Origin of the sequence: Almyronema sp. (assembly GCF_052168255.1) — a bacterium.
GTDB lineage: Bacteria > Cyanobacteriota > Cyanobacteriia > Phormidesmidales > Phormidesmidaceae > Sphaerothrix > Sphaerothrix epifaneia.
The window spans coordinates 1940-26951 of sequence record NZ_JBQLZL010000109.1 but is presented as its reverse complement, the minus strand read 5'-3'; the positions used below and the strand labels follow the sequence as shown (position 1 = coordinate 26951).

Below are 25012 nucleotides of genomic sequence, written 5' to 3'. Positions count from 1 at the left end.
GCGAATTGAACTTTTAAAGTCACAACCCGCCCTCTAGCTGCATTCAAAGCTGCGGGTTGGCAGACATTCAGTTGATAGACACTAAAGCGTTATAGACGTTATTTGTTGGAAGGGAGGTTCTTGCCCGTGGTCATGGTTGAATCGACGATGTTAGCGCTGGGGACGCCTGCCCCAAGCTTTCGGCTACCTGACGTGGTTTCAGGAGAAATGGTTTCGCTCGATCATTTTGCCGATAAAAAAGCCTTGCTAGTCATCTTCCTCTGCCAGCACTGTCCTTTTGTAAAGCACGTCAAAACCGAATTAGCACGACTAGGGCAAGATTATGAGCCTCAAGGGGTGGGTATTGTGGCGATCAGCGCCAACAACGTAGACACGCACCCCCAAGACAGCCCAGAATACCTCAAAGCGATGGCGCAAACGGAAGGGTTTAACTTTCCGGTTTGCTATGACGAATCTCAGGCGGTTGCCAAAACCTATACGGCTGCCTGCACCCCAGACTTCTTTTTATTTGATGCCAATTTACGGCTGGTTTATCGCGGTCAGCTTGACGATAGCCGTCCTAGCAATGGTGTACCCGTTACAGGCAAAGATCTAAGAGGTGCCCTCGATCAGGTGCTAGCCGATCAGCACGTCCCACCCGAACAACGCCCCAGCGTGGGTTGTAACATCAAGTGGAAACCGGGTAATGAACCACCCTACTTTGGTTAGTCTGCTGCCAGCGTAATTGACAATAGGCTGAGGCTTTGGCGCTTTGGACGTTAGATATTTCGTCGCGATCGCGAGTGTATCGGTTTCGATCAGTTAGTTGATGGCGTTATGATGGTACCCGGGGCAACTATCGGTGGCTGTTTTTTTGCTGGCGTGCAAGCTTTGCTTTTGGCAGTTTGTTTGATCCGGTCAGTTTTCCTGAGTATCCCCTCTAGCGTTTGTCGGGGGGAATCTGCGGCTTTGTTTGCCATTGTTAAGGCAGCTACGGTTCAACTAAAGCTGTAGCCTCTAGAGTTGAGACACTTAAATTGGGCTGATAAATGGCTGAAAGCCGCTGACAGAGAACTTTTTGTTTTGCCTTTAGCTGCAAGTTTCACATCTTCTGACAGGCGAGCGGGAGAGGCTTTCCTGCCTTTTTTAGTGAATTGGAACAGGGCGTTAAAATAGCCTGTTGCTAAAGCATACGGCTCCTCTAGCTCAACTCAAGAGGTGACGCCGAACAACCCTTAGAAGATAGCTCAACCCACTTTTAACGAAGACACCTAGGAGGATTTATATGGCCCAAGTGGTCGTTGGAGAAAATGAACAAATTGAGTCAGTTTTGCGGCGATTCAAACGCAAGGTTTCGAAAGCTGGAATTTTCTCAGATATGAAAAAGAATCGCCACTTTGAAACGCCTGCCGAGAAGCGAAAACGTAAAGAAGTGGCTAAACATCGGCAGCAAAGGCGTTTTCGTAGCCGTAGCAAGCAGACTTAAAACGAGCATTCAACTCTAATGCTTAAATCGTAGTAATCACTTCCCCAGTAATCGGGAGAAATCAATATCATGACACAGGCTAAAACTGGCGATACCGTAGTTGTACATTACACAGGGAAGCTACAAGACGGTACCGTTTTTGACTCTTCAGTCGATCGCCAACCTTTTCAATTCTCTATTGGAGGTGGAGAGGTGATTCCTGGCTTTGAGCAAGCCGTAGTCGGCATGGCACCGGGTGAAGCAAAAACTGAAGTGATTCCCTGTGACCAAGCGTATGGCCCTCATCGTTCTGAAATTGTCTTTGAGGTGCAGCGCCAGCAACTTCCGGCTGAAGCTGAAGTTTCGATCGGCCAGCAGTTTCAGCTACAGCACCCTAGCGGTCAGATGATCCCCGTGATGGTGACTGAAGTTGAAGGTAGCAAAGTTGTTCTAGATGCTAATCATCCCCTAGCTGGTGAAGAACTTACCTTTGAAATTCAGCTAGTGGATATTGCCTCTTAGCCGGATCGGTCAGCTTTGATTAAACGAATGGGCTAAACGGGTAAATCGGCGCGGGGATTAAGGGTTTCGGTGCGGCGTAGTTCAGCATAGAGTTCTCTTTCGCGATCGCTCAATCTGCTGGGCACTACAATTTCAATCTGTACGATTTGATCACCGCGTCGATTTTGGCCAACCGGGTACCCTTTGCCCGCCAGCCGCAACCGCTGACCGGGTTGTACGCCTGCGGGAATGTTCATTTTGACTAACCCATCTAAGGTGGGCACCTCAATAACGCCCCCCAAAGCTGCTTCGGCGGGCGTAGTCGGTATGCGACAGACAATATGATCGCCCTGCAGCTTAAAAAAAGGATGGGGTTGTACCTCAATTCTGAGATACAGGTTGCCGCCGCCAATTCCTTGCCCTTTAAGCCGAATCCGCTGTCCGGTAATCATTCCGGCTGGCATATCGACTTCTAGCGATCGCCCGTCTTCTAGGCGCACCCGTTCACGTCCCCCTGTATACGCTTTTTCTAGGGGCAAGCTCAGGCTAGCTTCGGCATCTCGGCGGCTAGACTTGGTTTGAACGGTATAAGCGGTTTTGGTTTTGGCGGGTCGATAGGGATCTTCGGTAACCGGACGGCTGCGAGGGCTGGCTTTGCCATTGCTGGCTTCTCGGCGGCGGTTCAAAAGCTGATCGACGAAGCTGTTAAAGTCGCGGAATTCACCAAAGTCTAGATCTTCTAGCGAAAGCCCGCCTCGACCATTGCTTCCTTTGCGACCCCGAAAACCTTTTTGCTTCCAAAAGCTGCTAAATTCTTCGTACTGCGATCGCCGCTCTGAATCAGATAAAACTTCGTAAGCTTCTCCTAGCTGCTTAAAACGTTCTTCTGCCAACTTGTCCCCCGGATTCATATCCGGATGATACTGGCGCGCCAAACGACGGTAAGCGCGTTTAATCTCCTCTGTTGAGGCCTCTTTAGAAACTTCTAAAATTTCGTAGTAGTTTCGAAAGTTTTGCATGAATACCGTCTAAAAAAATCTGAGTCGTAATTTTTACACTCAATAACCAACCGCTGGCAGCAGGCGGCCAACAGCGAGTTTAGAACCACTCGTCGTCATCTCCCCACTCTTCAGTATCATAAGCATCCCGGTAACGATTGGGGTTTGCGTCGGCGGGCGGCTGCTGGGGCGGATAGTCGCGACTCCGGCGATCGCGACGAGCATAGCGGTCTTCAGGCGGGGTTGAACGGCTAGCAGGCGGATAGCCGTTTTCGGGTAAAGGCGGTTCTGGGCGACGACGAGATGGATAGCTCTCACGCCCTTCTCCTCGACCTGTGTAAGGGTCGTACGGGTCAGGGCTATAAGGATCAGGTGCTGGATAGCTCTGCCGGGGGGGGTAAGGATCGCGGGCGTAGGGATCACGGGCGGCTGGCGGTTGCGGTTCATAGCGATCGCCGCGGGTGTCGTAAGCAGGGCGACTGGGAGAGCGATCGTAGCTGTTGTCCCAGCCCCAATCATCGTCTTCCCAGCGGTTATCCCGGTTCCAGCTACCGCTACCCCCGTAGTTGTAGTCATCTAGTTCGCGGTCTTTATCCCCTGAAAAGGTTCGACGCAGCGTCCCGCCAATTTGACTGAGTAAGTCTTCTTCTTCGCCTTCTTCGTCGTAGAGGTAGGCTTCCCGATTTAGCTCGTAGACTTCGTCTTGAAGTTCTGCCTGGGCAATATCAATACCCCGCTCATCGCCGCGTTCTAGGCTATCTCGCAGTTCTTGAATCAAACCTTCAATCCGGCGGCGGCGATCGCGAGCAAACTGCATACCAAAGTCTAAAGCAACTTCTCTGAGCACCCGTTCGGCCTGATAAGTCAATGCTTCAGCCCGGTTGCGCTTTTCTACACGCTCTCGCTGCAGGCGATCGGTTTCGGCGTTTTCTTCCGCTTCGCGAATAATTCGCTGAATTTCGGCTTCTTCTAATCCGGTAGCCCCTTGCACCGTAATGGATTGTTCTCGCCCGGTGGTTTTGTCTAAAGCAGATACCTGCAGGATGCCGTTAGCGTCGATGTCAAAAGAAACTAAAACCTGAGGAACGCCTCTAGGGGCGGGAGGAATGCCCATCAGCTTAAAGCGACCCAGCGACTTATTGTCTGCCGCCATTTCTCGCTCGCCTTGCAAGACGTGGACTTCCACCATCGTTTGGTTACTCTCAGAGGTGGAAAACACATCAGAGCGCCGTACTGGAATCGTGGTGTTGCGCGGAATGAGCTTTTTCATCACGCCACCTACTGTCTCTAGGCCAACCGAGAGGGGAGTGACATCTAGCAGCAAGATATCCTGAATCTCTTGGTTTAAAATGCCCGCTTGAATCGCTGCCCCCACCGCCACTACTTCATCCGGATTGACGTTTTGATTCGGCTCTAGCTTAATCAGGGTACGCACCAAATCTTGAACCATCGGCATGCGGCTAGCGCCCCCCACCAAAACCACCTCATCAATGTCGGCAGGGGTCATGCCAGCGTCTGCAAAGGCTCGCTTCAAAGGCCCCCGCAACCGCGACAGCAAATCACTACACATTTCCTCAAACTGCAGCCGACTTAAGCGAGTTTCTAAATGCTTTGGGCCATCAGCTGTAGCTGTAATAAACGGTAGGTTGATTTCGGTTGAAGCGACGCCTGAAAGCTCAATTTTGGCCTTTTCTGCGGCTTCTGTAAGCCGTTGCAAAGCTTGGCGATCGCGGCGCAGGTCAACATCTTCGGCTTGTAAAAACTGTTCTGCTAGCCAATCAACAATTTTTTGGTCAAAATTGGTGCCGCCCAACTGGGTATCGCCGCTGGTCGCTTTAACCTCAAATACCCCATCGCCCACCTCTAACAGGGAAACGTCGAAGGTGCCGCCGCCCAAGTCAAAGACTAAGATGGTTTGGCGATATTGCCGATCTAGCCCATAAGCCAGAGAAGCCGCTGTTGGCTCATTTAAAATACGTTTTACCTCTAAACCCGCAATTCTTCCCGCATCGCGCGTTGCCTGCCGTTGGGCATCGTTAAAGTAAGCTGGAACCGTAATCACAGCGCCTGTGACGGGCTGACCCAAGTAACGACTGGCTTCGTCAGCTAGCTTACGCAGGATCATGGCCGAAATTTCTTCAGGAGCAAAATCCTTTTCTAGGCGCGGACACTTGATGCGAATGCTGCCATTTTCTTCGCGCCGAATGGTGTAGGGAACTCGTTTGGAGTCTGGGCTAAGCTCACTATAGCGACGCCCCATGAAGCGTTTGATGCCATAGAACGTATTTTGGGGATTAAGCACAGCTTGACGACGCGCCATCTGTCCGACTAAGCGCTCACCTTCTTTGCTAAACGCCACAACGGAGGGCGTGGTACGCATACCCTCGGTATTGGCAATTACTAGTGGTTTTCCCCCTTCCATGACAGCGACAACTGAGTTCGTGGTTCCCAGGTCGATGCCAACTACTTTACCCATGCGATTTGGTTGCTCCCGTATTCGACGACTAAGCTTTCGCTGGCTAAGGGCTAAGTCAATTCTGCTCTAGCCTACCGAATGTTGCTGCTAGAAGATATAGACCGTCAGCCAAACTTTAAAAAGCCACTGCTTGACTTTGAACTTTAGAGCTACGGCTGTAACTATTCATAACTTAATAATAGTCTGTGCCGAGAGAGGCTTCTTGCCCTTGCTGATATATTTCATCTGGCTACTCTGCGCCAGTAACTTCAAAGCCAGACGAGTTGGCTAATTTCAGAGGGTTACTGCGTGCATCTACTCCTGCTTTAAGCAGATAGCGATCGCGGTTTGACTGCCAGCCAGCGTTCTTTGCCGCTCAGCCCAAAACCCACTTAGTCCTTTTGGCTCCAACTGACTCAGAATATTTGCAAAATTCTTTGTGCGGCTAGCGTAGAGTGGCTGCTTTCTTGCTATACTAGCTCACTGAATGCGGATGTGGCGGAATTGGTAGACGCGCTAGATTTAGGTTCTAGTGTCTTCGGACGTGAAGGTTCAAGTCCTTTCATCCGCATAACGTTATCTCTACAGAGTCTGCTCTTTGAAGAACCAATGGCTACCAGTAGGCATGTGGTTGGGTTTTAGCCTGCCTACGGGGTCAAAGACGAGAGCCGCCGCTGCGATGATGACGCTGTCAAACAGCTTTGCGGGCAAATTTCCTTCAAATTGTATAGAAACCCTTTAATGTTCCCCGATAACATAGGGTGAAAGTATGACTGACCGTGTGCTCTGTTGCGAGGTTGAGGAAAACCGTGCTGCTCTCTAAAGGATTTGAAATTGAGATTTATACGGGTACGCCAGCGGGAAAAGCGGTGGGCCTCTCGGATCAAATTGTGAATGACCTAGATGGGTTCGTACGAGAGCCAGATAGCCGTAATGTTGAGTACACCACTGCGCCGCTGTACCAATACGAACAGCTTCTTTGCGAATTGGTCAAACCTCGCCAGCGCTTAAGAGCTTATCTTAAACAACTCGGAGACTATACCCTGATTCCCGGCAGTACGTTGTCACTTGGCGGCAGTGAGCAGTTTTATCGCTCTGACCCCGGTAATCCTTACCATACTTATATAGAACAGACTTATGGCACTAAGGTAGTAACGGCTAGCATCCATATCAATATTGGCATTGCCGATCCAGAAGTTTTGATGCGGGCTTGTCGTTTAGTGCGCTTAGAAGCCCCGTTGTATTTGGCGCTGACGGCCTCTTCTCCCTTTTTGCTGAGCCGACCGACTGGCTATCATTCTACTCGCTGGCATGTTTTTCCTAAGACGCCGCCTCAAGTTCCTCTGTTCGTAAGCCATGCTCACTATATCCGCTGGACTGAAGCACAACTGGCGACAGGGGGCATGAAAAATGTTAGGCATTTATGGAGTTCTGTGCGACCTAATGGCGATCGCCGTCCCTACAACCTCAACCGCCTAGAACTGCGCATCTGCGATTTAGCCATCGATCCGATTTCGCTATTGGCCGTTACAGCCCTACTAGAAGCGAGGTTGCTGCAGCTAATTGCCGATCCAAGCTTAGATCCGCTGCTGAGCAGTCAGCTCGCTCAAGGCGATCGCTCTACCGCTTTATTAGAAATAACCGATATCAATGAAACGGCAGCGGCTCATCGTAGTTTAGAAGCCGAGTTGCATCACTGGCAGACAGGCAAAAAAATTATAGCTGCCGACTGGATTAGTCAACTCTACGATGAAGTCTGGCCTATTGCTAAGCAGCATGGCATTGCCTGCTTTCTCTTACCGCTCAAGAAAATTTTGCGAGAAGGCAATGAAGCTCAGCAGTGGCTTGCCCAATACAACCAAGGCCAAGACTGCCAGACTATTTTGATGCAGGCGATCGCCGCTGCTCAGCAGCAAGAAGAGGCGCTAGAAGCCGATTTGCTCTGCTATCAACCCCTAGCAGCGTAGCAACTGCCCCAACCAAAAACAGCCTGCTCTTTTTCAACAACTCAACCGCACCTAACAGTCAATTCAGACATTTGGGCTAAGGGCATTACGCCAACCCATCCACGATTGGCCCCCGGCACCCTAAAACCGACACGGCAGAAACCACGCCATTGTGAGAGACTGCCTGGTGCTGGCCAATGATAGTAAATGCTGATAGTTATCTTTAGAAATTTAGATAGGCTGGCCGCGTAGCCTGTCTACACGCATTTCAATAAAATTCACCTGTTCAATGCCTAAGATCGTTCTGGTTAACCCGCTAATTCCGCCCAATACGGGCAATATTGCCCGCACCTGTGCTGCTACCAGCACTGAACTTCACCTCGTAGGCCCCTTGGGTTTTGAATTAAGCGATCGCTACCTCAAGCGAGCCGGACTCGATTACTGGCCTTACGTTGACTTGAAAGTTCACCCTTCTTTTGCTGCTTTCAAAGAATATTCGCAGCAACAAGCACCTGGGCGATGGATAGGATTTAGCACTTCAGGACGATGCAGCTATACTCACATTACTTTTGAACCAACTGACTGGTTGCTCTTTGGTAGCGAAACAAAAGGACTCTCACCCAAGATTTTAAGCACCTGTCAGCAGGTCGCTCGTATTCCGATGGCTCAAGCAGGTGTGCGTAGCCTCAACCTCTCGGTTAGCGTAGCGATCGGTTTGTTTGAGGCTTTGCGACAACTCGGTCAACTCGAACCCAACTTGAGCTAACAATTTCCTGATTACCTAAAGTTATCCAACGCCATTCTGTTTCTAGCCATTCCTGAGCCATTCTGTCAGCAGAACGGCTTCACTACTCTATTTATATATGTTCATTAATCTGGCGTTGAGATTTTGCCGCTTTTGCGGAACTTCAAAGTTGGTTTGTAGTCGTGAGTAATACAAAAAGGACAAGATTTCGATAAGAAATTTCTATAGACTTCCGGAGACAACGAAGAATTCCTGAAAATCGTTTAGGCGGAAGTCTGTCCGCCAACATGGGCACTCAAAAGTAAATCTTATTTGTTTTTGAGCTTATCCTTGTTGGGTAAACTGTAGAACCATCGCCAAACTGTTATCGCTTTTAAGCTACTGTCAAAAAGCCTGTATTCCTTTCTGGATAGGGCGTTTGGCGGTCGTTTAAGTAATATCCTTGGCTGGTAAAACCCGCATACATCCCATATATATAAAGTGAGGAATTGATTGAGAAAATTTTTTAAAGCTTGAACTTCTTTGGTACTGCGCATTAGAATTCATTCGACAAAATAAAGCGCAAGGATAGGGATTGAATTTTTCGTTAACTCGTGTAAACTTGCCTAAGTTAGGCTAGCAAGGTAATGTTACCTAGTCAGAATCGCAACCCAGCGGTTTTGCCATTTCCTTGCAAACAGTATGCGCCAAGATCGACTTTGAATTGGGTGGTGCATATGGCTCGACTGAGCCAGATTGTGTCCGAACAACAGTTGAACGCTGGTCATTAGGAGGTCGTTCCTTGAAACGAGCATTTCCACAGGAACCCGTATCTGACTCATATCATTCGCCCTGTGAGGGCAAAAGTTTTGAGCAGGAAGAGCAAGGGTTTTCCGGAAACCAACGCAGAGTACGCACCTCTGCTGCCATGATTGGTCTCGCCCTTTCAATGGGGGCGTCAGGAGCACTTCTCCCTCGCCAAGATCAAGCAGCAGCCGCTGAAGTACCTGCCGCTAGGTTTTCTTTACCAACCGTCCCACTCGCACTACGCATTGCCTCAATGCCGGGTCTAGGCACCACGGTGGCGATGGCAACGCCTCAGGCGGCTGCTTATCACACAGTTGCAGCCGGACAAACACTCTGGCAAATCGCCCAAATTCACGGCGTAGATGTGGGAGAGATTGAGGCTGCCAACGGTGTCACTCAAGATACCGTTCTACAGGTGGGGCAGGTTTTACGAGTGCCCGTTGCGGCGACTAACCGTCAGCCTCAGGCTCCTCTAGAGCTGGCGCTGGCTGATGAAGCACCGCAGCTTTCTCAAGCTCAGGTTCTGAGTGCTTCAGCCGAACAAGACGCTCAACTAAAAGCTCAGCAAGACGAAGCTTTGCAAACGCTCAATCAAAAGCGCGACGAGCTGAGCGCAGTGCTTTCACAAGTCGAGGCCGAAGCCCAATTTGAATCTGAGATTGCTGCTCAGGAAGGTGTTCCTGTTATCGCTAAAGCATCTCCAGAAAATGCTTTAGAAAGCTCAGTAGGAAGTTCAGCCTCCTCTGCCGAAACTGAGTCTGTAGAGAGACTCTCTAAGCAACCGCTTAGCCTAGACTCTTCAGAGTCCGTAGATGTTGCTCTAGAGGCATCTCCAGAACTCAGCCCGGTTGATCCGCTAACCACTGCTACAGATGAAACTTGGCAGTTCGAGTCTGGCTTATCTCTCCAACCTTCAGCAGCCGATCAGGTTGAAACCGACGAGAGTGCAGCGGCAGCTTCTCCAAATGTTACTCCCCAGTCATTGGCCTCATCGCCTGCGCAATCATGGGAGACGCCTGCTGTAGAAGCACCTCTGGTGCCAACGGCTGAGATAGCTGAAACGGTTACGGCCTTGCCCGCACCGATTGCGGTAGTTCCAACAGCTGCTCAAACTTACGAAATTCGCTCCGGTGACACAGTCGCTTCGATCGCTAGAGACTATGGCATATCGGCTTCTGAACTAGCTGATTTCAACGGCATTACAGACCCCAACTTTATTGTGGCTGGTAATGTGCTAGCGGTTCCTCAGCAAAGCTTATCGCCTCAAACTGACAACGATGCTTTAGCCGCCGCGACGCCTTCCGTTTTTCAGCCTGAAGTAGAAGCAGCTGATGGCGTTAATCCGCGACTTGCCAGACTGCAAGCTACGGTCATTCATCGTGTTGACCCAGCTGATCTACTAAACAAGCTTAGGCAGCAACCTACTGTCGCTGAGATTGATGACGTAGCCGCGACTGCAGAAGCCAGCGAGACGCCTGAGTTGGCAGAGGCTGCTTCTGATCCCTATGTTGCCAACTTGCTGGCAAATGTTGAGGTGGCTCGTCAAATTCAGGCAAGTCAACCTGAAGTTCCTGAGGTTGCTTTGGGGACGGTTGAGGCTTCGACTCGCGCAGTGGTGCCTCTCAATCCTGAATTTAGCAACCGTGGCTCTGAGCCTGAGTCTCCCTCGTTGCCGAATACGCTACCTCAGGTAGAGCAAGCTCAGCTTTTTGCTGCGGCTCCGCTTGGCTCTGAGGTTTATGCGCCGCTCAACCCCACACCTACGGGTCGAGTGGTATCGCCAGCGATGCCAGCTTTGCCTGCAGCCGATGAATTTTTGCCTGAGACACCCAGCCACTTTAATGGCTATGCTTGGCCAACAACGGGTGTTTTAACCTCTGGCTATGGTTGGCGCTGGGGTAGGATGCACCAAGGTCTAGATATTGCTGGGCCTGTTGGTACACCTGTAATGGCGGCAGCTCCAGGCGTTGTTGAGCGTTCCGGGTGGAATTCTGGCGGATATGGCAATTTGGTTGAAATTCGCCATCCCGACGGGAGTATGACCCGTTATGCCCACAACAGCCGTTTGCTGGTAACCCCTGGTCAACAAGTTGCTCAGGGTCAGCAGATTGCCGAGATGGGTAGCACGGGCTATAGTACCGGGCCTCACCTGCACTTTGAAATTCACTTGCCGGGTCAAGGAACCGTTAACCCCATCGCTTTCTTGCCTAGTCGCTAAGGTTAAGTTTGTCTCCGCTATGTCCCAGGGTGTCCTAGGTTTTAGGGCATCTTGGGGTGTTTTCTGGGCGATCGCGTTTTGAAATTAATCTTCGCAGATTTTTTAGATCCGATATTTAAGCGACTGTTTTTGTGTTAAATTGTACAACTGTGTGATTGATGCAGCGTTGGCTGACTCAATTTGTCTGTTTTCTGGCTCAGTAGCTCAGTGGTAGAGCAGGGGACTCATAAGCCCTTGGTCGCGTGTTCAAATCACGCCTGAGCCATTTTATTTACCGAAAAAATTACAGAGTAAGGTTTTGGGGTAGGGCTTATGCTTTTGAGGGGCAAGCTTTGTCTGTGAAGGCGAAATCATTACGAGTATGATATATTCTAAAAAGTGAGCAGTTTTAAGCTAAGTTTTGGGAATCTCGCCTACCGGGGCGGTCCAGCTTGGTTATTACCTATTGAGACGCAAGTATTTAGGAGAGTGAACTCATGACTTATCAGGTAGAAGGATGCCTGCGTGTTGGCCAAGAGGCTCCTGACTTTACGGCAACAGCCGTTGTTGATCAAGAGTTCAAAACCATCAAACTATCTGACTATCGCGGCAAATACGTTGTTCTGTTTTTCTATCCGCTTGATTTCACTTTTGTTTGCCCCACTGAAATAACTGCTTTCAGCGATCGCCACAGTGAGTTCAAAGACATCAATACTGAAATCTTAGGGGTTTCAGTCGATAGTGAATTTTCTCACTTGGCTTGGATTCAAACCGAGCGTAAAGCAGGTGGCGTTGGCGATCTCAACTATCCGCTAGTGTCTGACATTAAAAAGGAAATCAGCAGTGCCTACAACGTGCTAGACCCGGATGCTGGCGTGGCGCTACGGGGCTTGTTCATCATTGATAAAGACGGCATTATCCAACACTCAACGATCAACAACCTTTCCTTCGGTCGTAATGTCGATGAAACCTTGCGCGTTCTGCAAGCGGTTCAGTATGTTCAGTCTCACCCAGACGAGGTTTGCCCCGCAGGTTGGCAACCGGGTGAAAAGACGATGAATCCTGATCCGGTGAAGTCCAAGGAATTCTTCGCAGCAGTTTAATCGCAACCTGACTAAAAACGATTAAGTAACCGATTAAAGCCCCAAGAAGACCTGCCATTGTGCAGTCATACTTGGGGCTTTAGACGCTTTTTAGATGCTTTAGAGGGCTGATATGCTCTATCTAGAGAAACTCATGTCGGTAGCTACAAGCGTTAAGATACTCCAATCGCGCAAAGCCGCTGGCAGCAACGCATTCTTTCTGCCCTTTTACCCTTAGCTATCAGTGGTGCAGTTGGGGGTGATGCGGCGTCGGTGTCCACCTGTCTCATCAGCTAGGTAATGCCGAGCAATGACACCTCCACTAATCCCTATCATTTTTTGTCCAGCTACCAGCGGCTAATCCCATCCCAAAATTATGCTGACTTCCACCAACTTCAGCGGTTTGATTAATCAGCGGTTCTTTAAAAACTTCTTGCCCATTCCAGCCTGTAGTCGCCTTAATATTGGCGATCGCGCGCCTGATTTTCACCTACTCCATGTCCAGTCAAAAGAGATGGTGACCCTCTCAGACTACTGGGGTAAGCAGCCTGTTGTTCTGGCCTTTACTCGCATCTTCACTGAAAACCAATATTGTCCGCTTTGTTTTCCTCATATTGTGGCACTGAACAAAGCCTCCAAGCGCCTCCAAGCTAAGGGCGCGGCTGTTTTGCTAATTACCAGCACCGATGAGCGTCAAAGCCAGATTGTGCAGCGAGATTTGGGTCTAGAAATACCGTTGTTGAGTAATCCTAGCTGCCAGGTCTTTCGGCGCTACGGCACGGGGCAAGCTCTTGGCGCACCGCTGCCAGCCCAATTTGTGCTTGATCGGCAGGGTAATGTTGTCTACCGCCATTTGTTTTCTTTTTTAGATGCCAATGCCCGTACAGAGCAGTTGCTCAAGTATCTTTGAGCAAGACTGAACAGTAGCCTGTAAGCGACTCAGCTTGCTTTAGACCAAGTGTGTTCAGGTTTAAGCGATCGCTTAAAAAGCTACAGCAGGTGCAGAGGATGACATCTAAACTTGGCTGCGCGGATAAAACTTAAAGCCGCTAAAGCGGAGAGGGAGGGATTCGAACCCTCGGTACGGTCTTAACCGTACAACAGATTAGCAATCTGCCGCTTTCGACCACTCAGCCACCTCTCCGTGGTTCGAAGATTTATCATAGCAGAAAATCTGCTGGGGATTGCACCTGACTCGACAAATCCGTTGGCCTTTCTGGCAGAGCCAAGCGTTCGCACCGCCATGTTGACTTTACTATAGCCAGAGCCACCAGTGTTGAGCCGCTTCAATCGCTGAAAGCCTCTGATAGAAAAGCTTTCATTTTGCCTTCTGCCCTTGACCTTCTGCCTTTAGCTATATCAGTCAGGCCAGAATTTGCAGCAATTGCATAGTCTTTTTGACTGTTGCGTAGATAGGGCGATCGCCAACTTCAGTTGGCGATCGCCCTCCGTTGAACGACTTTTTGCTTATTGCTAGGGTCGTTGTGATGCATCGCTGTCTTGATGGGTGGCCGTTGGTTCAATTTCACAGGCTGACTCTACCAAAATGCGTGGCAAGCGGTGCTTGAAACTACAAAGAATTTCCCAGGAAATTGTGCCTAAGGTATTGGCCCAATCTTCTGCTGTAATTTGGCTTTGGCGATCGCGCCCTAGCAGCGTTACGATGTCGCCTTCTTGCAAATGGGTCAGATGGGTAACATCCAGCATCATCTGATCCATCGTAATCGCCCCAATCTGAGGGGCAGGGGTGCCATGAATTAAGGCCGTTAACCGATTTGACAGCAAGCGAGGCACTCCATCCGCGTAGCCAATGCCGACTACTGCAATCCGCATAGGGCGATCAGCGACAAACTGATGTCCGTAACTGACACCTGTGCCCGCTGCAATCGTTTTTAAGTGAGTAATCCGAGCTTTTACTTGCATAACGGGTCTGAGGGATAAGGCTGTTTGCAAATGCGGAGCCGGATACAAGCCATATAGCCCCAACCCCACCCGGACTAAATCGTAGTGCAGCGACGCGTCAGTAAGCGTAGCGGCTGAGTTGGCTAGGTGCAAACGCGGTGGCTGCAAATCTAGCGATCGCAGTTGAGCAATTGCCGCTTCAAAGCGTTGCTGCTGGGTTTGCATAAAAGTTGGATCAGGGTCGTCAGCCGTTGCCAGGTGAGAGTAAACGCTGGCAATCTCAAGCTGTGGCAAACGCTGCACAAACCGATAAAAATCGGCTGCTTGCTGCCATGAATAGCCAAGTCGCGACATACCCGTATCGAGTTTTAAGTGAACGGGCAAAGGCGATCGCTGCTTGCTGTCATTGACCAAAATATCGGAAAAGACCAGCGCCTGCTTCGGCGTCACAATCGTCGGCTGTAGCTGCCATCGCGCCATCACCCGCACTTCTTCAGGTGTGTTCACCGCCCCCATCACCAAAATAGGAGCCTTCAGATTAGCTTGACGTAGCTCAATTCCTTCGGGGACGGTCGCCACACCGAGCCAACTCGCCCCTGCCTGCAACGCCGTTTTGGCAACGGTAACGGCTCCGTGTCCATAAGCGTCAGCTTTGACCACGGCCATCAGATCGCTTCGAGCTGCTAAACTGGCTTTGATTTGCTCAACATTGTGTTTGAGCGCAGCTAGATCGATTTCCACCCAAGCGCGACAGTGCCGCATGGATGCAATGCTTGAAGATGTTTCCCAACTCAACATGATTCATCACTCCTCACCACTCACTGCAGCCTAGTATTGACCGCGACTGCTCTATATCGTTTCGGTTTTTCTAAATTTGTTCTATTTGCCTTTAAGGCAGCTTTGAACAAACGCTGATCTATCCCCGGTACACCAATTTAAGTGACAGTCTAGCAGGGGTTATTCAACAGACAACAGCCTTAAAGCTAAGGTTGGTAGCTGGTTTGCAACTGTTCGTTGCGGACGGATCGCTGTAGCAAACAGACGGTAGAGTAACTGTGCTAGTATCGGGGAACATTCTGTTGACTAATCTCGATGAGCAAGGTTCTGGTACTCAATGCCTCTTACGAACCCCTCAACATCACCAGCTGGCGACGAGCGGTGGTCTTGATTATCAAAGGAAAGGCAGAGCGAATTGAACATAACGGCAAGCTGGTCTACGCCGACTTACCGCTGCCTACGGTCATTCGCTTGCGGCATTACGTGCGTGTGCCTTACAAAGAAATTCCGCTCACCCGCCGTAATTTGCTTCATCGAGATGCTCATACGTGCCAATACTGTGGCTATGCAGGCGATGGCTTGACCCTTGATCACGTCTTACCGCGATCGCGAGGCGGCGGTGACACTTGGGAAAACATGGTAGCGGCCTGTGTTCGCTGCAACGTCAAAAAGGGCAATCGCACGCCCAAAGAAGCAAATATGCCGCTACAAAGCCCGCCCCGGCGGCCTTATAGCAGTCTTTACTTTGAAGTTAGCCGCCAGGTCAGAAGTGGGATTCATCAGGAGTGGCGCAAATACGTAATTGGCACCTAACGGACGCCCCTTAAACGCCAGCAACGCCAGAAACGGTCAACCCCCTCGCTGCTTTATCTATCTTTCGTTATAGATTCTCTAAAAGTCAGGGTTCACCCCTGGCAATTTTCAGTTGGCGCTGGATAATCAAAGTATAGAAACCTAAACACGGCTTAGAACAAAGGCAAGTCTCTACCCGCTTAGGATTGACCCGTAGAAGGCAGCTACCCGCTGAAGCAAAACTTTTTTAGTCGATACGCTTACTATTCACCTAATGGCAAATAATCAACTTGTGGCAGATTCCCCTAAGCCCGAAGCTGGCCTTCTGGAGCGACGCGGCAGCGAACAGCCAACGCGGGCGCTTGAGCGGATGTTAGAGGCTCATGCGGGCGATCGCCAAATTATTTTACTGCAAGACTTTCCCGATCCCGATGCGTTGTCTTCTGCTTGGACTTACGAACTCATTGCTAAAGACTACGATATTACCTGCGATATTTTTTATGCGGGTACACTCAGTCATCAAGAAAATGTAGCTTTAGTTAAGCTCACAGGATTACCCGCCCGCCGCTGGAACCTGCAAAGTAACGACAACCCTGACTTTGCTAAATACCAGGGCTATGTCCTGATCGACAACCAGGGGACTACCAGTCAACTGACGCCCCTAGTCAAAGCCGCAGGCGTGCCGCTGGTTTTGGTCATCGACCATCATGCTTATCAGACCAAGCTAGAAGCAGAGGTTTTAGATGTTCGTCCCCATATCCGGGCTACAGCCACCATCTTGACCCAATATCTGCAAGCCGGGTTGCTTGAACTTGATCGCAGCAATAGTCGTCATGTGAAATGTGCAACAGCTTTGATGCACGGTTTGCGTTCAGATACTAACCACCTTATGCATGCGGCTGAAGATGATTTCTTAGCAGCGGCCTATTTGAGTCGCTACTACGATGCTCAACTTTTGAGCGCGGTTTTGCAAGCGTCGCGTTCTAAACGTGTGATGGATGTGATTGAGCGATCGCTGCGTAATCGCAAAATCGAAAACAGCGTTTCGATTGCTGGCGTCGGCTATCTGCGCTACGAAGACCGAGATGCTATCCCCCAAGCTGCCGACTTTCTAGTCACCGAAGAAAACGTGCATACAGCGGTTGTGTATGGCATTGTCCACGACGAAGACGAAGAACGCGAAGTCGTTATTGGCTCATTGCGTACCAGCAAAATTACCCTCGATCCAGACGAATTCATCAAAGAAGCTTTTGGCCAAGACAATCAAGGCCGCTTTTTTGGAGGTGGGCGATCGATGGCAGGTGGCTTTGAAATTCCGATTGGATTTTTGTCAGGCTTTTACGAAAACAGCGACTACAACCGCCTCAAATGGGAAGTCTTTGACACCCAGGTCAAACAAAAGTTGCTGCGCTTGATTAACCCCGAAGATGGCGTCTTGAATACCGACTAAGCAAACCGGGTCTTTCGGCAGCAGTGGATAAACCTTGGCTGGCGCTTGAATGCCTTACACTAAAGTTTTCTAGCAGCTTTTTGCTGCAGAGGCTACGTGATTGCTCTGACAGCGCTTGGCTTTATGTTTGATCGAGCTACCGTCTCTGGAAAGCTGCCTGAAAGCGACTAGCAAGTTTTCTGAGAAACTACTGAGGAGGCTTGGCATTGCTAGCGAAGCGTTCTCACCCAATATCTGTTGCAGTTGCAACAGATGTTTGGGGGTCATTCACGGTGAATAAACTTAGCGCATAGCAACGGTGAGATCATGACGGTATGTGACTATCGGCCCGGACTTGAGGGAGTTCCGGCAACTCAGTCCAGTATTAGCCATGTTGATGGCCAAAATGGCATTTTGGAATATCGAGGAATTCGGATTGAAGAACTCGCCCAAAAAAGTTCATTTTTAGAAACGGCTTACTTACTCATTTGGGGAGGATTGCCCACCAAGCAAGAGCTAGAAGCTTTCGAGCATGAGATCCAGTTTCATCGACGGCTCAAATTTCGTATTCGAGACATGATGAAATGCTTTCCTGAAAGCGGTCACCCAATGGATGCACTGCAAGCTTGTGCAGCGGCTTTGGGGCTGTTTTACTCGCGACGAGCTTTGGATGATCCAGCTTATATTCAAGCAGCAGCCGTACGGCTACTGGCGAAAATCCCCACTATGGTGGCTGCCTTTCAACTGATTCGTAAAGGAAATGATCCGGTACAGCCTCGGGATGATTTAGGCTATGCGGCTAACTTTCTCTACATGCTGAACGAGCGTGAGCCAGATCCGTTGGCTGCCAGGATTTTTGACATTTGCTTGACGCTCCACGCTGAACACACCATTAATGCCTCTACGTTTTCGGCCATGGTGACGGCTTCAACGTTAACTGACCCTTACGCCGTTGTCGCGTCTGCGGTGGGCACTTTAGCAGGGCCTTTGCATGGGGGTGCTAACGAAGAAGTGATTGAGATGCTAGAGAGAATTGGCTCAGTCGAAAATGTGCGGCCTTACATTGAAGATCGAATTCAGCGTAAGGCCAAAATTATGGGCTTTGGCCACCGAGTTTATAAGGTTAAAGATCCCAGAGCAATTATTTTGCAACGTCTGGCAGAGCAACTGTTTGAAAAGTTTGGCCGAGACGAATATTACGACATTGCTCTGGAACTGGAAGCCGTGGTAACGGAGCGCTTGGGCAGTAAAGGTGTTTATCCTAACGTTGATTTTTATTCGGGATTAGTTTATCGCAAGCTTGGCATTCCTACTGATTTGTTCACGCCTATTTTTGCGATCGCCCGTACGGCTGGCTGGTTAGCTCACTGGAAAGAACAGCTAGAAGCTAACCGCATCTTTAGACCCACGCAAATTTACAGTGGCCCCCACGATCAGCCCTATGTGCCTTTAGCCGAGCGGCCTCAGCTTTGGGACAAAAAGTCTATTACCAGTAATGGACTGGTTCAGGAATAGCCCTGATGGGCTAGACCCCTCTTCCCAACTGCGAAAATCCCCGGCATCATACGTCCAGTGACGATTTTCAGGAACTCCAGCCCCTCCAAACTTCCCTTTGGAGGGCTTTTATTTGCCAGTTGTTAGTTTTCTTATTGAGTCAAGTTAATACACTTCGGGATTGACGCAGTGGGGCAAGCGATCGCCTTGGAGTCCGGCAATCAGGTTGGCGATCGCCATGTCGGCCATTTTTTTTCGTGTGGCTCGGCTAGCGCTGCCTAGATGCGGGGCAAAGGTAACATTATCGAGTTGCAATAAAGGACTCTCTGGTGAAATCGGTTCTGGCTCGGTTACATCTAGGGCTGCTCCGGCAATTTGGCCGCTGATGAGTGCTTGGTAAAGGGCTTCTGGTTCCACAATTGCTCCACGGGCAGTATTAATCAGCAAAGCAGTCGATTTCATCTGCCGCAGTTCGGCAGCCCCTATCAGCGATTGAGTGGCAGGTGTCAGTGGGGTATGAATCGAGACAAAGTCAGCGTTTGCGAGCAATTCGGCTAGCTCAACATAAGTGGCTTTTAACGCTGCTTCTAAGGCCGGATCACACCGATGCCGCCCCGTATACAAAATCTGCATATCAAAGCCCACAGCTCGTTTGGCGACAGCCTGTCCGATACGGCCTAAGCCAATAATGCCAAGTGTTGCTCCGGCAATGTCTAACCCTAGCAGTAAGTCAGGTTCCCACGTTTGCCACTGACCGTTGCGGACAAAGCGATCGCCTTCTCCCACTCGCCGCGCTGCAGCCATCATCAGTGCCCAGGTAAAGTCCGCTGTGGCTTCTGTCAAAACCCCTGGTGTGTTGCCTACAGGAATTCCCCGCGCCGTGGCAGCCGTCACATCAATGTTGTCAAAGCCGACAGCCATCTGACTGATGACTTTGAGGCGTGGCGCTGCTGCTATTAACTCTTGATCAATGGGATCTGTCAGTAAACACAGCAGGCCGTCCACCTCAGCTAGCTTTGATTGCAAAACGTCAGCCGTTGGCGGTTGTCGCTCAGGCCAGACTTCAACGCTTGCCATTTGCTCTAAGGCTGCTAGGGAAGTGGGTAAGCGACGAGTTAGCCGTACCTTAAATTCAGTGGATTCAGGCATAAAAATCACCCAATAAGACGGGAACTTCGGATAATAGCGTCTTTTTTCGGAGATTAAGGCGGATTTTTGCCCGTTTAATCAACATCGGGGTTCGGGGTATCTAACAATGCCAATGCTTTACAAAGTATTTATAAAGGGTTTGGAGCGTAAAACCTTCTGGGTGCAGAGCAATCTGCCAAGCGTGTGAATTGACGAATTGAGACTGGTGTATTCGTCTTAGCAAGACTTGGAGCTTTTTGAAGTATGAGGTATTCCTCAGTTTTTCTGAGCAGTGCGATCGCGCTGTTGGGTAGTTTCGTGGCAGCTTCTAGCCAAGCGGCTGTTTTTAGCGCTATTAACGATAATGTACCGAAATTTTCGCTAGATAGTGACGAGGCCACCATTATCTCAAGTGGTGCGGCCTCAGTCACCTTCGGAGACACAACGCTCTATATTGGCACTAATCAGGCTTCAGGACAAAACCAAGATCCGATCGTTGCCAGCTTTACCAACGGCTTAAGAAATTGGGCCAGAGCCGATTATGAAACGACAGGAGCCGATGGGCGCGGAATTGGCCTCTTGTGGGATGGTTTGTCTAACTTGTACGCGGCTTTTAGTATAGATGGTACGCAAGGTAGCCCCAGCGAAGACTTTCGTCGCTTTACCACTAACGGCTGGCTGCCTACTTATGGGACAGGGGGTGGCCCTACCGTTAGCGTATTGCTGAAATTAGATCCGACCACGGGCGAGGGCATTCCCGGTATTGGTACTTACGTACGGGCACAGCTCTCTAGCGGTGCCACCAACACCGTAACACCCTCAGGGCTGGACTTAGTGAATGATCAGGTTGTGTTCTTGGGTGACTCGTTCTTTGCGCCGCTGCGAACCGATCGCTCAGTCATGGCTCCTAACACCGATGATTTGCAAAGTCCATTTGATTATCGAGTGGTCTTTAACAGCGACCTTACCGCAGCGCTGAGTGCAGAAGCAATCGGTTGGGATGGGGTAACAGCCTTTAGCCCCCTGATTGACGACAGCGGTAACCCAGACAACCCCGATAATCCCGATAACCCCGATACGCCGGACAATCCCGATAACCCGGATAACCCCGATACGCCTGATAATCCGGACAATCCTGATACTCCCGGTAACCCCGATACGCCAGACAATCCCGATACGCCTGATAATCCCGATAATCCCGATAACCCGGATAACCCCGATCCTAAAGCAGTTCCTGAGCCAGCTACCACCTTAGGAATGGCAACAATTCTCGGCTTTGGTGTGCTGAAACGACGACGCAAGCAACAGAGAGCTTAATACTTGTCTAGAAGCCAAATTTTTAGGTGCAACTTAGCAGTTCTCGCAGCATCTTGAGAGAGTCTGGAAAAAGCTCCGAAGATTCAGCAATAGGTTAGGCTGGGCGATTGCCCAGCCTTTTTTGATCATGACGTGAATGATCAGAACCTAAGCTTTAGTTGAATATTGAGGTTCGGGACACTTAGGAGACTTTGGGGCTTCTCTAGTGAGAGCATAAAGCTTAAAGCAGACAAGGAATAGGCATGGCTACTAAACTCATTCGACTACAAGACGGCACACTAATAGAAGCGCAAGTTCCTGAAGATCAGGCACAGCAAATTTCAGGCGGCTTTGCTCAAAAAGTAGATGCCTCTTTTGAAAGAATCAAGCCATTGCTGCTAAAAGCCTGTAAGCCAATTGCAGAAACCTGGAAAGAGCTAAGCCGGGATATGGATATTGACCAAGCTGAAATAGAGCTGGGTATCGCTTTTGAAGGCGAAGGCAACTTATACATTACAAAAGCGAAGACTGAAGCAAACTTGACAGTTAAACTGGTGCTAAAGCCAAAGGCATAAGATCTACGCTCTCGTGAAGTTAGAAAACTCAGTTGTTTTAGTTACTAGCCAGGTTCCAGGCAACCACTACTTTGGTACAGGGTTTGTTATTCGTCGCAGTAGCGGAGCTGTATATATCTTGACTTGCGCTCATGTCGTTAAGGATGTGGGTGGGGAAAGTCATATTTATGTGGATGGCATGTCTGCAACGGTCGCTACTTCCGGGGAGCCTGAAGGATTAGATTTGGCTGTCTTGAAGGTCGAGGGCTTGTGGCAGAAGCCGCCATTAAAACTAAGATGCTCAGGCGATCGCAGTCATACAATCGAAACCATTGGTTTTCAAAAGTTTGATAGTTACCGTCAGCGGAGATCACTGTCTGGTAAGTTAGGGAATCAAGTCGCTCTACACGCTCACAGCGGCGATCGGATTCAAGCTTGGGATTTGCAAATCACAGATAACCATCCTCTGAAGCCAGGGTATAGCGGTTCTCCAGTAATCGATACTGGTAGTGAAACTGTTATTGGGGTTGTCAGTCACTTACAGGGGCAGGGAGAATTTGGTTTAGCTATCTCGATTGAAGCGTTGAATCAAATTTGGCGCGTGGTCGATAGCGAACAGCTCTATCGGACGTTGATGAAGTTGGGCTATCGGCAACAGGTACGGCAGTTTACGCAACTGATTCGCAAACATGCGATCGCCGCGCTTTTGATTTACGGCGATCCTGGATATGGCCAGAAATGGCTGCTCAATCGCTTAGTCAATCAACACTTGCCCCATAACTTAACAGGTAAAGTGGTCAAAGTTGATTTGTCTCGGCGAGTGCGGCGTAGCGATGTTAGTGCTCTATGGCGGGAGCTAGCTAGACGTGTCGGCTTAAAAGGACAGCCTGTGCCTGAAGAGATTATTCAGCGTGTGTATCGCTGGTGGGAAACGCAAAATGTCTTACTCATTTTCCACAATGTAGATTTCTTGCCTCAAGCTAGCTTTCAAGGTTTACTGCAAGACTTCTGGCTACCGCTAGCCAGTCAGGCTCGTGAGCTAAAAACACCAGCCTCTGATTACAAGCTGCTGATGTTTCTAATTGACTATCAGGGACGAGTAGGAGACTGGAACGCACCGTTCGTTGAAAAAATTGATTCTCGTTGGTCGCCGCAGTTTCCAGTGCGATCGCCTCGGTTAGAAGAATTTTCTGATAATGAGCTATTGGACTGGATCACAGACGAATCTGATGAGTTGCCACCAGAATTTAAGAATGAAGAAGAAATTGTCGAGCAAATTTTAAAAAACAGCGACGATGGTATACCAGAACTAGTCTTGCAGGAAATCTGCGAGCGCTGTGGCTGTGACTGGTACGAGGAGCTAGAGCGGTGGCTAAAGCTATAAATGGCAAGCTGACTTACACAGGTAAAAAACAGCCAATATATGATGAGCAAGATCCTCAAACAGGTCAGTTGCGGTTTCCCTATTTGCCTAGCCCTGAACTTGTAGAAGCGGTCAATCTATCTATTTTTCTAGGACGTCCGCTATTACTGAAGGGAGAACCTGGCTGCGGCAAAACGCGGCTAGCCCAGGCCGTTGCTTATGAACTAAATTTGCCACTGGAAGCTTGGTACGTGAAATCTACGAGTCGAGCAAGGGACGGACTATACACCTATGACGCAGTAGGACGTCTACGAGATGCTCAGCTTGCCGCTGCGGGGCGACTTGATAATGAGCAGATTCAGCAAATTGACAATCCGCAAACCTATGTCCGTTGGGGGGCTTTGGGTCGTGCTTTGCAGAATCCTCAGCGCACGGTGGTATTGATTGACGAGATCGATAAAGCTGATATTGATTTTCCGAATGATTTGCTGCTAGAGCTAGACGAGCAGCGATTTGTAGTAGAAGAAACGGGACAAGAAATTCAGGCCAAAGCTCCGCCGATCGTAATTATTACCAGTAATGATGAAAAGGATCTGCCAGATGCTTTTCTGCGACGCTGCTTGTTTCATTATGTTGAATTTCCGAGCCAGCAACGACTGGTCGAAATTGTTGAAGCCCTATTCCCCAAGGCTCCAAATCTTATCATCGACAGAGCTGTGGAGAGATTTTTAACGCTACGAGAAGATATGCACAAGGGTCGTGGTATGTCAGGTAAGAATGTTAGCACTAGTGAACTTATAGATTGGTTTACAGTGCTGCATCGCTACCCTGAAGATGAGGCACTAGCGAAGCTCAATGGCAAGTTGCCCTATTTAGGCGTACTGCTTAAAAACTGGGAAGACCATCAGCGCTATCTAGCGCGGATAGACTCTGTGCAAGGAGGACAGTGGTGATTTTTATCAATCCGAAAACTGATTTTGCCTTCAAGAAAATTTTTGGGTCTGAACAGAGCAAAGATATTTTGATCAGTTTTCTGAATGCTTTGCTCTACAACGAGCAGCCTGTAATTGAAGATCTGGAAATCCTTAATCCGTATCTAGCCCCTCGCATTCGCGGTATTAAAGACACCTATCTAGATGTACGGGCTAAAGTCACGGGCAATAAAACCGTCATTATTGAAATGCAGATACTCAATATTGAAGGGTTTGAAAAACGCATACTCTATAATGCGGCCAAAGCTTACTCCATTCAGCTCAAAAGTGGTGAAAGCTATACTTTGCTAAATCCAGTCATTGCGCTAACTATTACAGATTTCAAGATGTTCGACTTTTCAGAGAACGTGATTTCTCGCTTTGTGCTGAAGGAGAAAGATTATTTGGTTGATTATCCTATCTACGATCTTGAGCTAGTGTTTGCTGAACTGCCAATCTTTACGAAGTCGCTGGAAGAATTGGAGACGCTAACGGATAAATGGTTTTATTTTTTGAAGGAAGCTAGGTCATTAGAGCAGATCCCGCCCACAATGGCAGCAGTTCCCGAAATTCAGCACGCCTTTGAAATTGCTAATCAGAGCTTGCTAACACCAGAGGAACTGGAGGATTTAGAGCGGCAGGAGATTTATATCTATGATGCTCGTAATGCGATCGCCAAAGCGAACAAAGAAGGACTCAAGGCAGGTGCGCAAGCAAAAGCACTAGAAATTGCTCGCAGCTTGCTAGATGTTCTAGATGTTGAAACGATTAGCCAAAAAACGGGACTGTCTGTAGCCGATGTTCAGGCTTTGGAACAAGCGAGAGCATGACTGATGAGTTGCTGCCATTACTAACGCTTTTCTCTCGTTTGCAGGAGGCAGGGCTACCCTTAGGCTTGGGGGAGTATCAACTGGCTCTAAAAGCGCTTCAATTTGGATTTGGCCTATCAGATCGCAAAGCGTTGGCGCGATTGTGCCGTACGCTTTGGATTAAGACCGAAGAAGAACGGCTGATCTTTGACTATCACTTTGAACGGCTGATAGAGCAATCTGCCGAGGTAGCTAAGGCTAAGGTGTTGCAGGCACGTATCACAGAAGCGCAGTACCTTGCTCAACGCACTAGCCAGTATGCCATACGAGGGGCGATCGCCTC

At 49.4% G+C, this 25012-nt stretch carries 20 protein-coding genes, 3 tRNA genes and 1 pseudogene; 19 read left to right on the top strand and 5 right to left on the bottom strand.

All coding sequences use genetic code 11. The annotated features are described in order from the left end of the window. The first annotated feature begins 126 nt into the window (after positions 1–126). From ACTS3T_RS22495 to ACTS3T_RS22485, 3 genes are all read left to right on the top strand, one after another. Entirely contained in the window at positions 127–708 is a 582-nt protein-coding gene (locus tag ACTS3T_RS22495; protein ID WP_377966958.1) for a thioredoxin family protein, read from the top strand. Positions 709–1264: 556 nt separating this feature from the next. Continuing rightward, entirely contained in the window at positions 1265–1465 is a 201-nt protein-coding gene (gene rpsU, locus ACTS3T_RS22490) for a 30S ribosomal protein S21 (RefSeq protein WP_377966956.1), read from the top strand. Positions 1466–1534: 69 nt separating this feature from the next. Then, positions 1535–1966: an FKBP-type peptidyl-prolyl cis-trans isomerase gene (locus tag ACTS3T_RS22485; RefSeq protein WP_377966954.1), complete on the top strand. Its 432-nt coding sequence runs from the start codon at positions 1535–1537 to the stop codon at positions 1964–1966. Positions 1967–1998: 32 nt separating this feature from the next. Here the strand turns inward: ACTS3T_RS22485 and ACTS3T_RS22480 are convergent, their stop codons facing one another. Both ACTS3T_RS22480 and dnaK read right to left on the bottom strand, forming a co-directional pair. After that, a complete protein-coding gene (locus ACTS3T_RS22480) occupies positions 1999–2964 on the bottom strand; it encodes a DnaJ C-terminal domain-containing protein (protein ID WP_377966952.1) in 966 nt (321 codons plus the stop codon). 79 nt (positions 2965–3043) lie between these two features. After that, positions 3044–5419 carry a molecular chaperone DnaK gene (gene dnaK, locus ACTS3T_RS22475; RefSeq protein WP_377966949.1) on the bottom strand — a complete coding sequence of 792 codons (2376 nt, stop codon included), beginning with the start codon at positions 5417–5419 and terminating at the stop codon, positions 3044–3046. A gap of 468 nt (positions 5420–5887) precedes the next feature. Here dnaK and ACTS3T_RS22470 point away from each other — a divergent pair. From ACTS3T_RS22470 to ACTS3T_RS22440, 7 genes are all read left to right on the top strand, one after another. Further along, a tRNA-Leu gene (locus ACTS3T_RS22470) sits at positions 5888–5969 on the top strand. 238 nt (positions 5970–6207) lie between these two features. After that, a complete protein-coding gene (gene gshA / locus ACTS3T_RS22465; RefSeq protein WP_377966947.1) occupies positions 6208–7365 on the top strand; it encodes a glutamate--cysteine ligase in 1158 nt (385 codons plus the stop codon). Positions 7366–7633: 268 nt separating this feature from the next. Then, the gene (locus ACTS3T_RS22460) at positions 7634–8110 is read left to right on the top strand and encodes a tRNA (cytidine(34)-2'-O)-methyltransferase (RefSeq protein WP_377966944.1); all 477 of its coding nucleotides are present in this window, start codon (positions 7634–7636) and stop codon (positions 8108–8110) included. An 886-nt stretch (positions 8111–8996) separates the two neighbouring features. Beyond that, a complete protein-coding gene (locus tag ACTS3T_RS22455) occupies positions 8997–11093 on the top strand; it encodes a peptidoglycan DD-metalloendopeptidase family protein (RefSeq protein WP_377966942.1) in 2097 nt (698 codons plus the stop codon). A gap of 193 nt (positions 11094–11286) precedes the next feature. Beyond that, positions 11287–11358, top strand: a tRNA-Met gene (locus ACTS3T_RS22450). 211 nt (positions 11359–11569) lie between these two features. Then, positions 11570–12175: a peroxiredoxin gene (locus ACTS3T_RS22445; RefSeq protein ID WP_377966940.1), complete on the top strand. Its 606-nt coding sequence runs from the start codon at positions 11570–11572 to the stop codon at positions 12173–12175. Positions 12176–12530: 355 nt separating this feature from the next. Then, positions 12531–13064, top strand: a complete 534-nt coding sequence (locus ACTS3T_RS22440) for a peroxiredoxin family protein (protein WP_377966938.1) — start codon at positions 12531–12533, stop codon at positions 13062–13064. A 145-nt stretch (positions 13065–13209) separates the two neighbouring features. Here the strand turns inward: ACTS3T_RS22440 and ACTS3T_RS22435 are convergent. Further along, positions 13210–13298, bottom strand: a tRNA-Ser gene (locus ACTS3T_RS22435). A 329-nt stretch (positions 13299–13627) separates the two neighbouring features. Further along, the gene (gene alr, locus ACTS3T_RS22430) at positions 13628–14854 is read right to left on the bottom strand and encodes an alanine racemase (protein ID WP_377966936.1); all 1227 of its coding nucleotides are present in this window, start codon (positions 14852–14854) and stop codon (positions 13628–13630) included. 294 nt (positions 14855–15148) lie between these two features. Here alr and ACTS3T_RS22425 point away from each other — a divergent pair, with 294 nt between their 5' ends. From ACTS3T_RS22425 to ACTS3T_RS22415, 3 genes are all read left to right on the top strand, one after another. Then, positions 15149–15646, top strand: a complete 498-nt coding sequence (locus tag ACTS3T_RS22425; protein ID WP_377966934.1) for an HNH endonuclease — start codon at positions 15149–15151, stop codon at positions 15644–15646. A gap of 253 nt (positions 15647–15899) precedes the next feature. Further along, complete coding sequence (locus ACTS3T_RS22420; RefSeq protein ID WP_462935790.1) at positions 15900–17075, top strand: DHH family phosphoesterase; 1176 nt, start codon at positions 15900–15902, stop codon at positions 17073–17075. 306 nt (positions 17076–17381) lie between these two features. After that, positions 17382–18569: a citrate synthase gene (locus ACTS3T_RS22415; protein WP_377966930.1), complete on the top strand. Its 1188-nt coding sequence runs from the start codon at positions 17382–17384 to the stop codon at positions 18567–18569. 144 nt (positions 18570–18713) lie between these two features. Here ACTS3T_RS22415 and ACTS3T_RS22410 read toward each other — a convergent pair whose 3' ends face one another. Beyond that, positions 18714–19697 (bottom strand): 2-hydroxyacid dehydrogenase, encoded by a 984-nt coding sequence (locus ACTS3T_RS22410; RefSeq protein ID WP_462935789.1) that lies wholly within the window; start codon positions 19695–19697, stop codon positions 18714–18716. Between the two features lie 243 nt (positions 19698–19940). On the opposite strand from ACTS3T_RS22410, the gene ACTS3T_RS22405 reads away from it, so the two are divergent. The 6 genes and pseudogenes from ACTS3T_RS22405 to ACTS3T_RS22380 form a co-directional block, all read left to right on the top strand. Further along, positions 19941–20993 carry a PEP-CTERM sorting domain-containing protein gene (locus tag ACTS3T_RS22405; protein WP_462935788.1) on the top strand — a complete coding sequence of 351 codons (1053 nt, stop codon included), beginning with the start codon at positions 19941–19943 and terminating at the stop codon, positions 20991–20993. Between the two features lie 242 nt (positions 20994–21235). Continuing rightward, the gene (locus ACTS3T_RS22400) at positions 21236–21547 is read left to right on the top strand and encodes a CU044_2847 family protein (RefSeq protein ID WP_377966924.1); all 312 of its coding nucleotides are present in this window, start codon (positions 21236–21238) and stop codon (positions 21545–21547) included. A 13-nt stretch (positions 21548–21560) separates the two neighbouring features. Continuing rightward, complete coding sequence (locus ACTS3T_RS22395; protein ID WP_377966922.1) at positions 21561–22910, top strand: trypsin-like peptidase domain-containing protein; 1350 nt, start codon at positions 21561–21563, stop codon at positions 22908–22910. Further along, complete coding sequence (locus tag ACTS3T_RS22390) at positions 22895–23842, top strand: AAA family ATPase (RefSeq protein WP_377966920.1); 948 nt, start codon at positions 22895–22897, stop codon at positions 23840–23842. The genes ACTS3T_RS22395 and ACTS3T_RS22390 overlap by 16 nt, the downstream gene beginning before the upstream one ends. Further along, positions 23839–24690, top strand: a complete 852-nt coding sequence (locus tag ACTS3T_RS22385; protein WP_377966992.1) for an Rpn family recombination-promoting nuclease/putative transposase — start codon at positions 23839–23841, stop codon at positions 24688–24690. The genes ACTS3T_RS22390 and ACTS3T_RS22385 overlap by 4 nt, the downstream gene beginning before the upstream one ends. Continuing rightward, positions 24687–25012, top strand: a pseudogene (locus tag ACTS3T_RS22380) (hypothetical protein); the annotation flags it as partial. The gene ACTS3T_RS22385 and the pseudogene ACTS3T_RS22380, both read left to right, overlap by 4 nt.

Bases quoted from the DNA above. Each gene is read 5' to 3' on its own strand.
- rpsU (WP_377966956.1), top strand. From the start codon at position 1,265: ATGGCCCAAGTGGTCGTTGGAGAAAATGAACAAATTGAGTCAGTTTTG.
- ACTS3T_RS22485 (WP_377966954.1), top strand. From the start codon at position 1,535: ATGACACAGGCTAAAACTGGCGATACCGTAGTTGTACATTACACAGGG.
- ACTS3T_RS22480 (WP_377966952.1), bottom strand. From the start codon at position 2,964: ATGCAAAACTTTCGAAACTACTACGAAATTTTAGAAGTTTCTAAAGAG.
- dnaK (WP_377966949.1), bottom strand. From the start codon at position 5,419: ATGGGTAAAGTAGTTGGCATCGACCTGGGAACCACGAACTCAGTTGTC.
- ACTS3T_RS22460 (WP_377966944.1), top strand. From the start codon at position 7,634: ATGCCTAAGATCGTTCTGGTTAACCCGCTAATTCCGCCCAATACGGGC.
- ACTS3T_RS22455 (WP_377966942.1), top strand. From the start codon at position 8,997: ATGATTGGTCTCGCCCTTTCAATGGGGGCGTCAGGAGCACTTCTCCCT.
- ACTS3T_RS22445 (WP_377966940.1), top strand. From the start codon at position 11,570: ATGACTTATCAGGTAGAAGGATGCCTGCGTGTTGGCCAAGAGGCTCCT.
- ACTS3T_RS22440 (WP_377966938.1), top strand. From the start codon at position 12,531: ATGCTGACTTCCACCAACTTCAGCGGTTTGATTAATCAGCGGTTCTTT.
- alr (WP_377966936.1), bottom strand. From the start codon at position 14,854: ATGTTGAGTTGGGAAACATCTTCAAGCATTGCATCCATGCGGCACTGT.
- ACTS3T_RS22425 (WP_377966934.1), top strand. From the start codon at position 15,149: ATGAGCAAGGTTCTGGTACTCAATGCCTCTTACGAACCCCTCAACATC.
- ACTS3T_RS22420 (WP_462935790.1), top strand. From the start codon at position 15,900: ATGGCAAATAATCAACTTGTGGCAGATTCCCCTAAGCCCGAAGCTGGC.
- ACTS3T_RS22415 (WP_377966930.1), top strand. From the start codon at position 17,382: ATGACGGTATGTGACTATCGGCCCGGACTTGAGGGAGTTCCGGCAACT.
- ACTS3T_RS22410 (WP_462935789.1), bottom strand. From the start codon at position 19,697: ATGCCTGAATCCACTGAATTTAAGGTACGGCTAACTCGTCGCTTACCC.
- ACTS3T_RS22405 (WP_462935788.1), top strand. From the start codon at position 19,941: ATGAGGTATTCCTCAGTTTTTCTGAGCAGTGCGATCGCGCTGTTGGGT.
- ACTS3T_RS22400 (WP_377966924.1), top strand. From the start codon at position 21,236: ATGGCTACTAAACTCATTCGACTACAAGACGGCACACTAATAGAAGCG.